Origin of the sequence: Pseudomonas vancouverensis (assembly GCF_004348895.1) — a bacterium.
Taxonomy (GTDB): Bacteria; Pseudomonadota; Gammaproteobacteria; order Pseudomonadales; family Pseudomonadaceae; genus Aquipseudomonas; species Aquipseudomonas vancouverensis.
In genome coordinates this window covers 25893-38760 of the sequence record NZ_RRZK01000029.1, presented here as the reverse complement: position 1 = coordinate 38760, position 12868 = coordinate 25893, and the positions used below count along the sequence as shown (strand labels likewise).

The window sequence follows — 12868 nt, the reverse complement described above, 5'->3', positions numbered from 1 at the left end:
CCTATGACCACACTCGAAGACCGCTTCAAGCAAGGCAAGGATGCGCGCAAGAAATGTTCTCGCAGTTCACATGCGTCCCTGGGCAATGTCGACCGCGATCCGATACCGCTGATCAAGGCCTCGAGTGAGGGGCGGGTCAAGTCGCTGGTGGAGTTGCGCTACGGGCGCATGCTGGTGTCGCCGTTCACCTTCTATCGCGGCAATGCGCTGGTGCAGGCCCATGACCTGGCCGGCACGCCGAACATGGGGCTGGTGTCGCCGATCTGCGGTGACTGTCACCTGATGAATTTCGGTGGTTTTGCCACGCCGGAACGCAATCTGCTGTTCAGCGTCAACGACTTCGACGAGGCGCATCCCGGGCCGTGGGAGTGGGACCTGAAACGTCTGGTGGCGAGTTTCCTGGTGGCGGCCCGTGACCTGCGCCACGGCGAATCGGTCGAGCAAACCATCTGTCACGAGGTGGTCAGTGACTATCAGAAGACCATGCTCGAATGCGCCGAACAGAGCGCCCTGGAAACCTGGTACGAATCGATCAGCTATGACGACCTGCTGCAACAGGCCAACAAGGCCACGCTGGAACATGTGCAGCGCTCCATCGCCAAGGCCGAGCGCCGCACCCACGCCGAACTGCTGCCGAAAATCAGTGAGCGTGATGCCCAAGGGCGGCTGGTGATTCGCGACGATTTGCCGGAAATCTTCCACCTGCACAAAAACACCACGCTGCTCGATGCCGAAGATGACTGGCTGCGCCTGTCCGACTGGCGACCGCTGTATGACACCTTCATGCGTGATTACCGCAGCACGCTGCAGGCGGACCGGCGCGATCTGCTCTCGCGTTTTCGCGTGCACGACCTGGCGTTCAAAGTGGTGGGTGTCGGCAGCGTCGGCACCCGTTGCCTGGTGGCGCTGTTGACCGACGATCAGGAATTCCCGTTGTTCCTGCAATTCAAGGAAGCCCGGCGCTCGGTCCTCGCCCCTTACGTGAAGGCCAAGTCGCGGGTGCGCCATGAAGGCCAGCGCGTGGTCGAAGGTCAACGTTTGATGCAGTCTGCCAGCGACCTGTTCCTCGGCTGGACCACTGGCCCCAGCGGTCGCCACTTTTACGTGCGGCAACTGCGCGACATGAAAATCTCCGCAGAGCTGGAAACCTTCGACGGTGAGACATTCGCCGCCTACGGGCGCCTCTGCGGTCGGGCCTTGGCCCGCGCTCATGCCAAGTCTTCCGGGCACGCGGCGGTGATCAGCGGTTACATCGGCAAGGGCGACGCCTTGGCCGATGCGCTCTACAAATATGCCCGGGGCTATACCGATCAGAACGAACGCGACTTCGAACGTTTCCAGCAGGCCTGCCGCAAGGGACGTTTGCGCGCGCGCTCCGAGGCGGACTTTGCGGCGGATCATTTGCCTTAGGCGCAGGAGCCTCCTCGTGGCGACATGAACTTTTCTTCACCCCATGCAAGGGTTCGAGCCTGTACATTTCCCTCGCTCATTCAAGAAACTACGGTTTGCCCGCCCTCCCGCGGGCTTTTTTTTGCCTGTAGATTGGTGGGGCACTCAGCCCGGAGCCCTTCATGACGATCCTCAGCCTGCCTTGCAAACGCGTCACGCTGGCCATCCTCGGCCCCCATCAAGCGGCGCTGGAAAGTGAATTCTATCGGCGCAATCACGAGCATCTGGCGCAGTGGTCACCACTGCGTGCGGACGATTACTACAGCGTCGAAAAAATCCGCTCGCGCCTGGCGCAACAGGCCATGGCCTTCGATGAAGGTTATGCGGTGCACTTTGCGGTGCTCGATCCTGGCAGTGGACAGATGATCGGCGCCTGCAACTTCAGTGGCATCGTCCGTGGCGCGTTTCAGGCGTGTTATCTGGGTTACCACATCGACCACGCCCACGAAGGCCGGGGCTTGATGCAGGAAGCCGTGGAGGCAGGCATCCGCTACATGTTCGAGACCATGAATCTGCACCGGATCATGGCCAACTACATCCCCGGCAACGAACGCAGTGCCCGCTTGCTCGAACGCCTGGGCTTCGAGCGCGAAGGCTACGCCAAGGCCTACCTGAACATCGCCGGGCGCTGGGAGGACCACATCCTGACGGCGCTGGTCAGCCGCGTGTATGAAGACCCGGAGCACATGTGGTCGCGACAACTTTCGTGACTTTCACATTGCATTCACGATTCATTAAGTTCCTGCTCCGTATGCTGGGGTCTTCTGGTTCCTGCTGGGTCACCCAAAGCTCATGTCGCGCTCCGCCCCCTCGCTGTTCCTGATTGCCGCACTACTGTTTTTCTTCGCCCTGGGCAATCATCAATTACAAGGCTCAACCGAAGCGCGCGTCGCCGGGATCGCCATGGAAATGCACCTGGACAACGACTGGGTGACGCCGCGCCTGTTCAGTGAACCCTTTCTGGAAAAACCACCCCTGAGCCTGTGGCTGGGTGCCGGGGCGATTCGTGCGTTTGGCGGGACGCCCTGGGCGGTACGCCTGACCTCGGCGTTTGCCGGACTGTTCAGCGTGATGATGCTGTACGGGATGTTGCGCCGGATCGGCCGCTCCGCCAGCGTCGCCTGGACCGCTGCGATCCTGCTGGCGACCATGGCCAGCTACTGGAGCAACGTACGCGGCGTGGGTGAGGATGCGTTGCTCGCCCTGGGTGTCAGCACCGCGCTGTTGGCGTTCTTCGCCGGGCAACGGCAGGCGGGCATCGGCAACCATCTGTTGTTCGCCTTCGGCATCGCCATCGCCACCTTGAGCAAAGGTGTGCTCGGCCTGGCCATGCCGGGGGTGGTGATTTTTGCCTATCTGCTGACGACCAGCCTGATGGATAAACGCCTGAATGTGGCGGGCTGGCTGCGCCCGGGCCTGCTGACGGTGCTGGGGCTGCTGCCGCTGATGATCTGGTTGGCGGTGCTGTATCAGCGCGGTGGCCTGCGCGCGGTGACCGAAGTACTGCTGACCAACAGCGTTGGGCGCTTCAGTGGCTCATTCGTCGAGGCGGGTCACTACGAGCCGTTCTATTACTACCTGGCCAAGCTGCCCGAGGCGTTTTTGCCTTGGAACATTCTGGTGTACCTGGGATTGTGGCACTTCCGCAAAGGGCTGCTGGCCAACCGTTACCTGCTGTTCTTCAGCCTGTGGATCGTGGCGCAATTCATGATGCTCACGCTGGCCTCGAGCAAGCGCACGGTCTACCTGATGTCCATCACCCCGGCCGCGGCCGTGATCGCCGCCGAATACGCGAACGTATTGTTCGAACGCCTCAAGGCACACCGCAACGCGTCGACCTGGATCGGCCGAATCGCTGCCCAGCGTCATCGCTTGATCGCCGCCGTACTGGCGATCGTCATCGGCAGCTATCTCGCCGCCGCGCAGTGGTTCATGCCCTACGCCGACCGCTCCCTGTCTTTCCTGCCGCTGACTGCGCAGATCGAATCGATGCAAGCCGACGGACAGCAAGTTGCATTGTTCCAGGCCAACGAACGACTCGGTGGCGCCAGCGTGTTCTACACCCGGAGTTTGCTCAAGGGCATCGATACCGAAGCGCAGTTGCATGGGTTCCTGAGCGAGTCGCCGAGCCATGTCGCGATCATCGGTGCTGACACCGAACCTGCTGCGCCCTTGAAGATCATCAAGACGATGATGGTGGGACGTCAGGCTTACTACTTTGTTGTGGAGTGATTGCGCGGCTGTCCCTCAACATCTGCGGTGGCTGACAGGTCTTCATCGCGAGCATGCTCGCTCCTACAATGGTGATGAGTGTGCACGCAATAGTCTGTTGTAGGAGCGAACCTGCTCGCGATCGCTATTCCCCGGCCAACAAAAAACCCGCAGCCCTTTCGAGTTGCGGGTTTTTCCTTACATCACTGACTTCAGTTCACAAGCTCTGCCTGACTCACCGCACGCACTCTCTCATGCTTCTTCAGCACCGGCTGCTCCAACCGTGCCCGGCCGTAAAACGCCAGCGCCGTGAGCAAGCAGGTCAGCCATACGACAACTCCGGCCCAGAAGGTATGGGACATGTAGTGCCAGCCCTGCAGGACGCGCGTCGTGCCATAAATGAAGCCCAGCACCAGCGCGAAGGACAGCACCGCACTGGAGAAACGCCAGCGGTAACGACGAGCCACGAAGTACAGCGCCATCATGGTGAAGCCGCCCGAAGCATGGCCGCCCGGCCAGCAACGGCCGTCACCGGCTTCGTGGAACAGTTGGAAATTGCTGAACCAGTCGACGTGGGCCATTTTGCCGCCGTAGAGCGTGGTCTCGATGGGGCAATAGACGCTGGTGTGGGCCTTGAGGAAGTGGATCATGCCGGTGCACAGGGCAAAGGCCACCACCACGAACAGGAAGTCCCGACGATGAGCGGCGGCAAATTGCAGCACCGGTGCGACTTTGTTGCGCTCAAGAAAACCGCCAAGCCCGGGACGTTTCTGCGGGTTAACCAAGGGCCAGACGAACGACAGGATCGCGCCGATGGCGGCCGCCTCAGCCGTCCAGTTGGGAATGATCCGCGCCCACTTGTGGGTGAGCTGCTCGAAGAAGTGAATGTGGTCCAGCGGGAAGCTGCGAGTCACCGGATCGAACAGCAGGTTGCTGAAAGTGACGTCGATGGTGGTCATGTCGAACGCCAGAAATATCAGCAACGCACACGCCAGTGGCACGCCGAAATTCACCGCGTAAAAGCGTGATTTCATCAGGTGATCCCTCACAGACTCAGTCTTGTTTTCATGGTTATGCGCCTCGCCGGCAAACGCCGCTTCATTTGATCCGGGGACGCTACAGAGGGTGGCGTTGGTCACGGGTGAAAGGCATGTGAAAAAAAGCTTAATAACACAACAAAGATCTTGTTACAGAATCCGTCCAGAAAAAACCTTTCAGCTAGCGGGATTGCGGCCGATACACCCTGCTTACACAGCTTGGCGGCCCCCAAAAACAACAATCTTCCAGCCGACCGACGATCAAGAAGCAACACGTTCCTGGAGGAATTTGATGAATAGCTGGTTCGGCAACATCAGCGTGAACCTGAAACTGGGCCTGGGATTCGGCCTGGTCCTGGCACTGACCTGCGTCCTCGCCCTGACCGGCTGGACCAGCCTGGGCGGGTTGATCAACCGCAGCAACTGGATGAGCGACATTACCCAGCTCAATGCCGGCCTGACCAAGCTGCGAGTGGTTCGCCTGCAATACATGCTGACCAACGGCGACGAAACCGCCGCGCAGAGTGTACAGACCACCCTCGACGCCTTCTCTGCCCAACAGCAGGCCCTGCTGGTCAAGTTCAAGAGCCCGGAAAACCTCAAGCTGCTGCGCGAGCAAGGCGCCGTCATCGACGCCTACCGCACCTCGCTGGGCAAAATGCGCAATGCCTACCGCGCCGGCAATGCTGCGCGCGACAGCATGAGCGCCAACGCCGACACCGCCAACGCCTTGATCAATGACATCAGCATCCGCGTGCAGCAGATGCCGTTGAGCGATCAGCGCTTTGAACAGTTCCAGGCCATTACCGCCGCCAGGGAAGCCTTCCTGCTGGCTCGCTATGAAGTGCGCGGCTACACCGCCAGCACCAATGCCGAGACCGAGCAAAAGGCCGCCGCGCAACTGGACGCGGCCATCGCCAGCCTGAAACCGCTCAATGCGCATTTCGCCGACACCCAGCAAACCGCCCTGCAATCATTGGAAGCTGCACTGAGCAATTACCGCAGTGCCCTCCTGGCGTACAAGACCGCGAGTAACGACGCCGTTCAGGCGCGCAAGGAAATGACCGATCAGGGTGCGGCAATCGTCTCCCTGAGCGATCAGCTCTACCAGATCCAGCTCGACCGCCGCGACGCCGAAAGCGCCCAGGCCCGCACCCTGCAATTGATCAGCACGTTGCTGGCATTGCTGGTGGGCATCATTGCCGCCGTGCTGATCACCCGCCAGATCACCCGCCCGCTGCGTGAAACCCTGGCTGTTGTCGATCGCATTGCCAGCGGTGATCTGTCTCATGACGTACAGGTCACCCGCCGTGACGAACTGGGCGTGTTGCAACAAGGCATCGCGCGCATGGGCGTGACCCTGCGCGACCTGATCAGCGGCATCCGCGACGGCGTGACCCAGATCGCCAGTGCAGCCGAAGAACTGTCGGCGGTGACCGAACAGACCAGCGCCGGGGTCAACAATCAGAAAGTGGAGACCGATCAGGTCGCCACCGCCATGCACGAGATGACCGCCACCGTGCAGGAAGTCGCGCGTAATGCCGAGCAAGCCTCGCAAGCCGCTGCCGCCGCCGATGGCGAAGCCCGTGAAGGCGACAAAGTGGTCAACGAGGCCATCGCGCAGATCGAGCGTCTAGCCAGCGAAGTCGTGCGTTCCACTGAAGCCATGAGCGTGCTGCAACAGGAAAGCGACAAGATCGGCAGCGTCATGGACGTGATCAAGGCCGTGGCCGAACAGACCAACCTGCTGGCACTCAACGCCGCCATTGAAGCCGCTCGGGCCGGTGAAGCCGGTCGCGGTTTTGCCGTGGTCGCCGATGAGGTGCGTGGTCTGGCACAACGCACGCAGAAATCCACCGAGGAAATCGAAGGCCTGGTGGCCGGTCTGCAAAACGGCACGCAACAAGTGGCGGCTGTGATGAACAACAGTCGCGCCCTTACCGACAGCAGCGTGGCCCTGACCCGCAAGGCCGGTGGCTCACTGGAAAGCATCACCCGCACGGTGTCGAACATCCAGTCGATGAACCAGCAGATCGCCGCTGCCGCCGAGCAGCAAAGCGCCGTGGCCGAAGAGATCAGCCGCAGCATCATCAACGTGCGCGACGTGTCGGAGCAGACCGCTGCGGCCAGTGATGAAACGGCCAAGTCCAGTGTTGAACTGGCGCGGTTGGGCAACCAGTTGCAGATGATGGTGAGTCATTTCCGCGTCTGACTTAGGGTCTACGCCGAATTAACAATCCTTCGCGAGCAAGCCCGCTCCCACACTTGATCGAGCACGCATGAGCGACATCGATCTAATGTGGGAGCGGGCTTGCTCGCGAAGGCGATTGGAAGGTTCTCGCACAAGATAATTTTGTTAATGCGATTTCAAACACTGATCGCATTGGTAAACACCAACCGATTACCAAACGGATCAGCGATGGTCATGTCCTGGCTGCCCCAGGGCATCGCCTGAATCTGTGGATGCGCAAACCGGTAGTCCTTGGCCAGCAATTGCTGCTGGAAGGCTTCCAGTTCATCGGTCTCGATGCGCAGTGCCGAACCCGGCGTGCTGTCGCCGTGGTGTTCGGACAGGTGCAGCACGCACTCACCCCGGGAGACTTGCAGGTACAGCGGGAAATTGGCTTCGAAGCGGTGCTGCCAGTCGACCTTGAAACCGAGGAAGTCGACGTAGAATTCCACTGCCTTGGCTTCATCGAAGATTCGCAGGATCGGAGTGGTTTTGCCGAAGCTCATCGGGTTGCTCCCAGACATTGAATGCCCGGAGTGTAGCCGGGCCTGATGTCAGCAATTCGGCGCGGATACGCCATTCTTTAGTCTCAAAGTGCCATCACTGTGACGTAGTGCTCGAAACCTCAGGCAAAGCCGTCACGCAAATCCCCTTCCCGCGCCAGAAACCGCCCTTCCCGGCGTCCGTTGGCCTGGCCGTCGCGGTAGCTCAACACACCGTTGACCCACACCCCTTCGATGCCTTGCGCCGCGCGCTGCGGGTCGTTGAAATCGGCGACATCGCGGACCGTCTGCGGGTCGAACAGCACCAGATCGGCCCAATGCCCTTCACGGATTTCGCCTCTTTCTTTCAATCCGAAACGCATCGCCGACAGCCCGGTCATCTTGTGCACGGCAGTGTGCAGCGGAAACAAGCCGACGTCGCGACTGAAGTGGCCCAGCACTCGCGGAAATGCGCCCCACAAGCGCGGGTGAGGAAACGGATCTTCCGGCAAGCCATCGGAGCCGACCATCGACAACGGATGCGCGAGGATTCGTCGCACATCGGCTTCGTCCATGCCGTAGTACACCGCGCCGGCCGGTTGCAGTTGCCGCGCGGTTTCGAGCAGCGACAAGTTCCATTCGGCGGCGATGTCCATCAGGTCGCGGCCGCCCATCTGCGGGTGCGGGGTCGACCAGGTGATGGTGATGCGATGGGCATCGGTGACCTGCTTGAGGTCCAGGGTCGACGAGCTCGCGGCATAGGGATAGCAATCGCAGCCTACCGGGTGGGTTTTCGCCGCTTGCTCAAGCGACGCCAGCAGCTGTGGACTGCGCCCCCAGTTACCGGCACCTGCACACTTGAGGTGGGAGATGATCACCGGGGTTTGCGCGTGGCGACCGATCTGGAACGCCTCGTCCATGGCTTCCAATACCGGTTCGAACTCACTGCGCAAATGGGTGGTGTACACCGCGCCAAATGCCGTCAGTTCTTCGGTGAGTTGCATCACCTCATCGGTTGAAGCCGAGAAGGCGCTGGCGTAGGCAAGCCCTGTGGACAAACCCAGGGCACCAGCTTCCAGGCTCTCGCGCAGCTGCTCGCGCATGGCACTGATCTCGTCCGCCGTCGCGGTGCGGAACAGGTCATCGAGGTGATTGCTGCGCAGCGCGGTATGGCCCACCAGCGCCGCGACGTTGAGCGTGGTGTTCGCCGCTTCCACCGCTGCGCGGTAGGCGCTGAAGGTCGGATACACAAAGGCTGCGGCACTGCCGAGCAGGTTCATCGGGTCCGGCGGATCGCCGCGCAGACTAACCGGCGATGCACTGATCCCGCAGTTGCCGACGATCACCGTGGTCACGCCCTGACTGAGCTTGGGCAGCATCTGCGGCTGGCGAATCACCACGGTGTCATCGTGGGTGTGCACGTCGATGAAACCCGGTGCCAGCACGTGCCCGCCGGCATCGATTTCTTCGACGGCGCGGGCATCGTGCAGGTCGCCGATGCGTTCGATACGCCCGTTGAGAATGGCAACATCGGCGGGGTAACCCGGGCTGTTGCTGCCGTCGATGACCAGGGCATTGCGAATCAGCGTGTCGTACTGCATGTCAGTCTCCCAGCGGCAAGTGATCGTCGCCGCCGCGATAGTCGTCCAGAGCGAGTTTGATGCGCCGCAGACGTTCTTGGTTGTCTTCAGGATTGGCCAGCGCCAGCTCGGTGGCAAGCACGTCGATGGCCAGCAGCATGCCGTAGCGCGCCGCCGTCGGTTTGTAGATGAAGGAGGTTTCGGCGATCTGCAGCGGAAGCACGACGTCAGCCAGTTGCGCCAATGGCGAGTCTCCGCGGGTGATGGCCAGGATGCGTGCGCCGTAATTGCGCGCCAGTTCCACCGTTTCGATCAGTTCCGGGGTGATGCCGGTGAGCGAACAGACGATGACCACGTGCTCGTCACTGAGGCTGGCCGCGGTGACGCGCATCATCACCGTGTCGTGGCACACCGCGATCGGATAACCGAGACGCACCAGGCGCACCTGCAATTCATCGCTGCACAAGGTCGAGCAACCGCCCATGCCGAAGGCATGAATCATCCGCGCCTTGCCCAGCAGCTTCACCGCATCGGCAAAGCGTGATTCATCGAACGCCGCCAGGTGCTTGCGCAGGGTCGATTCGATGTCGCCGACAATCTGCCCGTAGAACGCCGACTGCTCGGGTGTACCTGCCGGGTCGAGAAAACGGCTGCCGACGCCGCTGGCCTGGGCCAGTTGCAGGCGCAGGTCGCGCAGGTCCTTGCAGCCGACCGTGCGGGCAAAACGCGACAGCGTGGCGCTGCTGACTTCCGCGCGCAGGGCCAATTCATCGAGACTGGCCGAGGCGGCGAAACCGACGTCGTCGAGCATCAGCCGGGCGATGCGCCGTTCGCCGGCACTGAAGGTGTCCTGACGCGCGCGGATCTGGTAGAGGATGTCCATGCAAAAGGCTCCGGCTAAATCAGGTAGGAAAGGCCCAGGGTCAGGCCGAAGGCGACGACCGAGATCAGGGTTTCGAGCACGGTCCAGGTCTTGAAGGTCTGGGCCACGGTCATGTTGAAGTATTCCTTGATCAACCAGAAGCCACCGTCGTTGACGTGGGAAAAGATAACCGACCCCGCGCCCGTCGCCAGCACCAGCAACTCTGGATGGGGATAACCCAGACCGATGGCCACCGGGGCAACCACGCCCGAGGCCGTGGTCATCGCGACGGTCGCCGAACCTGTGGCGACGCGCATCAACGCGGCGAACAGCCAACCCATCCACAGCGGCGACAGGTGAAATTCGTGGGCCAGGCCAACGATCTGGTCGGTGACGCCGGCGTCCACCAGAATCCGGTTCAAGCCACCGCCAGCGCCCACCAGCAGGGTGATGCTCGCGGTGGGCGCCAGGCATTCGTTGGTGAACTTGAGGATCGATTCCCGGTTGAAGCCCTGGGCCAGGCCAAGGGTCCAGAAGCTCAGCAAAGTCGCCAGCAGCAAGGCGATGACCGAGTTGCCGATGAACAGCAGGAACTGATTGAAGCCGCTGCCCGGCGTGGAGATCAGGTTGGCCCAACCGCCAATCAGCATCAGCACCACCGGCAGCAGGATGGTCGCCATGGTGATGCCGAATCCCGGCAGGCTGTCGCGGGGTTCGCGGTCGAGGAACTGACGTTCCAGCGGATTTTCCTTTGGCAACTGAATGCGCGGCACGATGAATTTGGCGTACAGAGGCCCGGCAATGATGGCGGTCGGAATGCCGATCAGAATCGCGTACAGCAGGGTCTGCCCCACCGACGCCTGATACACCTGCACCGCGAGCATCGCCGCCGGATGCGGTGGCACCAGGGCGTGGACCACCGACAGCCCCGCCACCATCGGCAAACCGACCATCAGGATCGACACGCCTACCCGCCGGGCCACGGTAAAGGCAATTGGCACCAGCAAGACAAAACCGACCTCGAAGAACAGCGGCAAGCCCACCAGAAAGGCGATGCACACCATCGCCCAATGGGCATTCTTTTCGCCGAAGCGATCGATCAGCGTGCGCGCCATTCGCTCGGCGCCACCGGACTCGGCCATCATCTTGCCGAGCATGGTGCCCAGCGCCACCACCAAAGCGATGTGCCCCAGTGTCTTGCCGACACCCGCCTCATAAGCCCCAACCACACCCGACGGCGGCATGCCGGCGACCAGCGCCAGACCTAGGGAAATCAGGGTAATGACAATGAACGGATTGAGCCGGTAGCGGGCGATCAGCACGATCAGCGCGATGATGGCAACGGCGGCATACACCAGCAGCCAATAGCCGAAGGAAGGGGTCATGCGGTACTCCTCGAGAGGGTCACGTCGAAAGTTTTGTGAAACTCTTAAAACATTTCGAGGCCATGACTTCAAACGAGGTGAAAGTAATTTTCGTGCAGAGGTAAACAATGTCGCTCACGGATATGTCGTGTCGCGAATAATGAAAATCGGGCAGGCGGATTTTCATCCTGCCTGCCTCCACTGACTTCAGTCGTGATGCACCCTGGCGCGTTTGAGCAGCTTCTTGCAGCGTTCGGACAGGTGCAGCACCCGCAGGTGCTTGCCGGCCTTGGCATAACGCTCGCGCAGGGTGTCCAGCGCGGCGATGGCCGAATAGTCGACGAAACTCAGGTGGCGACAATCGAGGGTCACCTGGGCCGGGTCGTTGGCCGGGTCGAACTGGTTGAGAAAAGGTGTGGTCGAGGCGAAGAACAAGGTGCCGTGGACGCGGTACAACTTGCTGCCGTCGCTTTCCAGCTGGCTGTCGGCGTACAACTGCCGCGCGTGCTGCCAGGCAAAGTTCAGCGCCGCGATGATGATCCCGCACAGCACGGCGGTCGCCAGGTCGGTGAACACCGTGATCACGGTGACGGCGATGATCACCAGCACGTCGTTTTTCGGCACCTTGTTCAGCACCCGCAACGAGGCCCAGGCAAAGGTCTGCTGGGACACCACGAACATCACCCCGACCAGCGCCGCCAGCGGAATACGCTCGATCAGCGGCGACAGGAACAAGATGAACAACAGGATCGACACCCCGGCCACCACGCCGGACAAGCGCCCGCGACCACCGGAGCTGAGGTTGATCACGGTCTGGCCGATCATGGCGCAGCCGCCCATGCCACCGAACGCGCCGGAGACGATGTTCGCCGCACCCAGCGCCACGCACTCGCGATCCGGGTAGCCGCGGCTCTCGGTGATTTCGTCGGTGAGGTTGAGGGTCAGCAGGGTTTCCAGCAGGCCGACCATGGCCATCAGGATCGCGTAGGGCGCGATGATGCGCAGGGTTTCCAGGTTCCATGGTATGTCCGGCAAGGCCAGCGTCGGCAAGCCACCGGCGATGTGCGCCATATCCCCCAGGGTGCGGGTCGGCAGGCCCAGCAGGAACACCGCCAGGCCGACGCCGAGAATCGCCACCAGCGCCGGCGGCACCGTGCGCGTCAGCCGTGGCAGCAGGTAGACGATGGCCATGGTCACGACGACCAGACCGACCATCATGTACAGCGGCGTGCCACTTAGCCAGGTTTCACCGCTCTTGAAGTGCTCCAGCTGCGCCAGGGCAATGACGATCGCCAGGCCGTTGACGAAGCCGAGCATCACCGGGTGCGGCACCATGCGCACCAGCTTGCCGAGCCTCAGCAAACCGAAGGCCATCATGATCAGGCCACCCAGCAACACTGTGGCCAGCAGGTACTGCACACCCTGTTGCACCACCAGCGCCACGATCACCACGGCCATCGACCCGGCCGCCCCGGAAATCATTCCCGGACGCCCACCGAAAAGCGCGGTCAGGGTGCAGATGAAAAACGCACCGTACAGGCCCATCAGCGGATTGAGGTGGGCCACCAGCGCGAAGGCGATGCATTCGGGCAACAGCGCAAAAGAGGTGGTAAGGCCGGCCAGGACATCGGCGCGTAGACGTTTTGCTTTCAT

At 61.6% G+C, this 12868-nt stretch carries 10 protein-coding genes and 1 pseudogene; 5 read left to right on the top strand and 6 right to left on the bottom strand.

Going from position 1 to position 12868, the window contains the following annotated elements; genetic code table 11:
- Positions 1 to 3: 3 nt before the first annotated feature.
- From EIY72_RS20690 to EIY72_RS20680, 3 genes are all read left to right on the top strand, one after another.
- Positions 4 to 1410 (top strand): DUF2252 domain-containing protein, encoded by a 1407-nt coding sequence (locus tag EIY72_RS20690; protein WP_093226840.1) that lies wholly within the window; start codon positions 4 to 6, stop codon positions 1408 to 1410.
- Between the two features lie 161 nt (positions 1411 to 1571).
- A complete protein-coding gene (locus EIY72_RS20685) occupies positions 1572 to 2159 on the top strand; it encodes a GNAT family N-acetyltransferase (protein WP_093226841.1) in 588 nt (195 codons plus the stop codon).
- An 82-nt stretch (positions 2160 to 2241) separates the two neighbouring features.
- Positions 2242 to 3681, top strand: a complete 1440-nt coding sequence (locus EIY72_RS20680) for an ArnT family glycosyltransferase (RefSeq protein WP_093226842.1) — start codon at positions 2242 to 2244, stop codon at positions 3679 to 3681.
- A 191-nt stretch (positions 3682 to 3872) separates the two neighbouring features.
- Here EIY72_RS20680 and EIY72_RS20675 read toward each other — a convergent pair whose 3' ends face one another.
- Positions 3873 to 4694: a phosphatase PAP2 family protein gene (locus EIY72_RS20675; RefSeq protein WP_093226843.1), complete on the bottom strand. Its 822-nt coding sequence runs from the start codon at positions 4692 to 4694 to the stop codon at positions 3873 to 3875.
- Positions 4695 to 4989: 295 nt separating this feature from the next.
- Between EIY72_RS20675 and EIY72_RS30390 the strand changes: the two are divergent.
- Positions 4990 to 6051, top strand: a pseudogene (locus EIY72_RS30390) (methyl-accepting chemotaxis protein); the annotation flags it as partial.
- A complete protein-coding gene (locus tag EIY72_RS30385) occupies positions 6046 to 6909 on the top strand; it encodes a methyl-accepting chemotaxis protein (RefSeq protein WP_425048630.1) in 864 nt (287 codons plus the stop codon). The pseudogene EIY72_RS30390 and the gene EIY72_RS30385, both read left to right, overlap by 6 nt.
- A gap of 155 nt (positions 6910 to 7064) precedes the next feature.
- Here EIY72_RS30385 and EIY72_RS20665 read toward each other — a convergent pair whose 3' ends face one another.
- From EIY72_RS20665 to EIY72_RS20645, 5 genes are all read right to left on the bottom strand, one after another.
- Positions 7065 to 7433, bottom strand: a complete 369-nt coding sequence (locus EIY72_RS20665; RefSeq protein WP_093226845.1) for a glyoxalase superfamily protein — start codon at positions 7431 to 7433, stop codon at positions 7065 to 7067.
- A 119-nt stretch (positions 7434 to 7552) separates the two neighbouring features.
- Positions 7553 to 9010: an N-acyl-D-amino-acid deacylase family protein gene (locus EIY72_RS20660; protein WP_093226846.1), complete on the bottom strand. Its 1458-nt coding sequence runs from the start codon at positions 9008 to 9010 to the stop codon at positions 7553 to 7555.
- A gap of 1 nt (position 9011) precedes the next feature.
- A complete protein-coding gene (locus EIY72_RS20655) occupies positions 9012 to 9872 on the bottom strand; it encodes a MurR/RpiR family transcriptional regulator (protein WP_093226847.1) in 861 nt (286 codons plus the stop codon).
- A 14-nt stretch (positions 9873 to 9886) separates the two neighbouring features.
- Positions 9887 to 11236: a GntP family permease gene (locus EIY72_RS20650; RefSeq protein ID WP_093226848.1), complete on the bottom strand. Its 1350-nt coding sequence runs from the start codon at positions 11234 to 11236 to the stop codon at positions 9887 to 9889.
- 186 nt (positions 11237 to 11422) lie between these two features.
- Positions 11423 to 12868 (bottom strand): SulP family inorganic anion transporter, encoded by a 1446-nt coding sequence (locus EIY72_RS20645; protein WP_093226849.1) that lies wholly within the window; start codon positions 12866 to 12868, stop codon positions 11423 to 11425.

What these genes read in the sequence shown, in the direction of transcription:
- EIY72_RS20645 (WP_093226849.1), bottom strand. Translation starts at nt 12,868, where the DNA reads ATGAAAGCAAAACGTCTACGCGCCGATGTCCTGGCCGGCCTTACCACC.
- EIY72_RS20660 (WP_093226846.1), bottom strand. Translation starts at nt 9,010, where the DNA reads ATGCAGTACGACACGCTGATTCGCAATGCCCTGGTCATCGACGGCAGC.
- EIY72_RS30385 (WP_425048630.1), top strand. Translation starts at nt 6,046, where the DNA reads ATGGGCGTGACCCTGCGCGACCTGATCAGCGGCATCCGCGACGGCGTG.
- EIY72_RS20680 (WP_093226842.1), top strand. Translation starts at nt 2,242, where the DNA reads ATGTCGCGCTCCGCCCCCTCGCTGTTCCTGATTGCCGCACTACTGTTT.
- EIY72_RS20665 (WP_093226845.1), bottom strand. Translation starts at nt 7,433, where the DNA reads ATGAGCTTCGGCAAAACCACTCCGATCCTGCGAATCTTCGATGAAGCC.
- EIY72_RS20655 (WP_093226847.1), bottom strand. Translation starts at nt 9,872, where the DNA reads ATGGACATCCTCTACCAGATCCGCGCGCGTCAGGACACCTTCAGTGCC.
- EIY72_RS20685 (WP_093226841.1), top strand. Translation starts at nt 1,572, where the DNA reads ATGACGATCCTCAGCCTGCCTTGCAAACGCGTCACGCTGGCCATCCTC.
- EIY72_RS20650 (WP_093226848.1), bottom strand. Translation starts at nt 11,236, where the DNA reads ATGACCCCTTCCTTCGGCTATTGGCTGCTGGTGTATGCCGCCGTTGCC.
- EIY72_RS20690 (WP_093226840.1), top strand. Translation starts at nt 4, where the DNA reads ATGACCACACTCGAAGACCGCTTCAAGCAAGGCAAGGATGCGCGCAAG.
- EIY72_RS20675 (WP_093226843.1), bottom strand. Translation starts at nt 4,694, where the DNA reads ATGAAATCACGCTTTTACGCGGTGAATTTCGGCGTGCCACTGGCGTGT.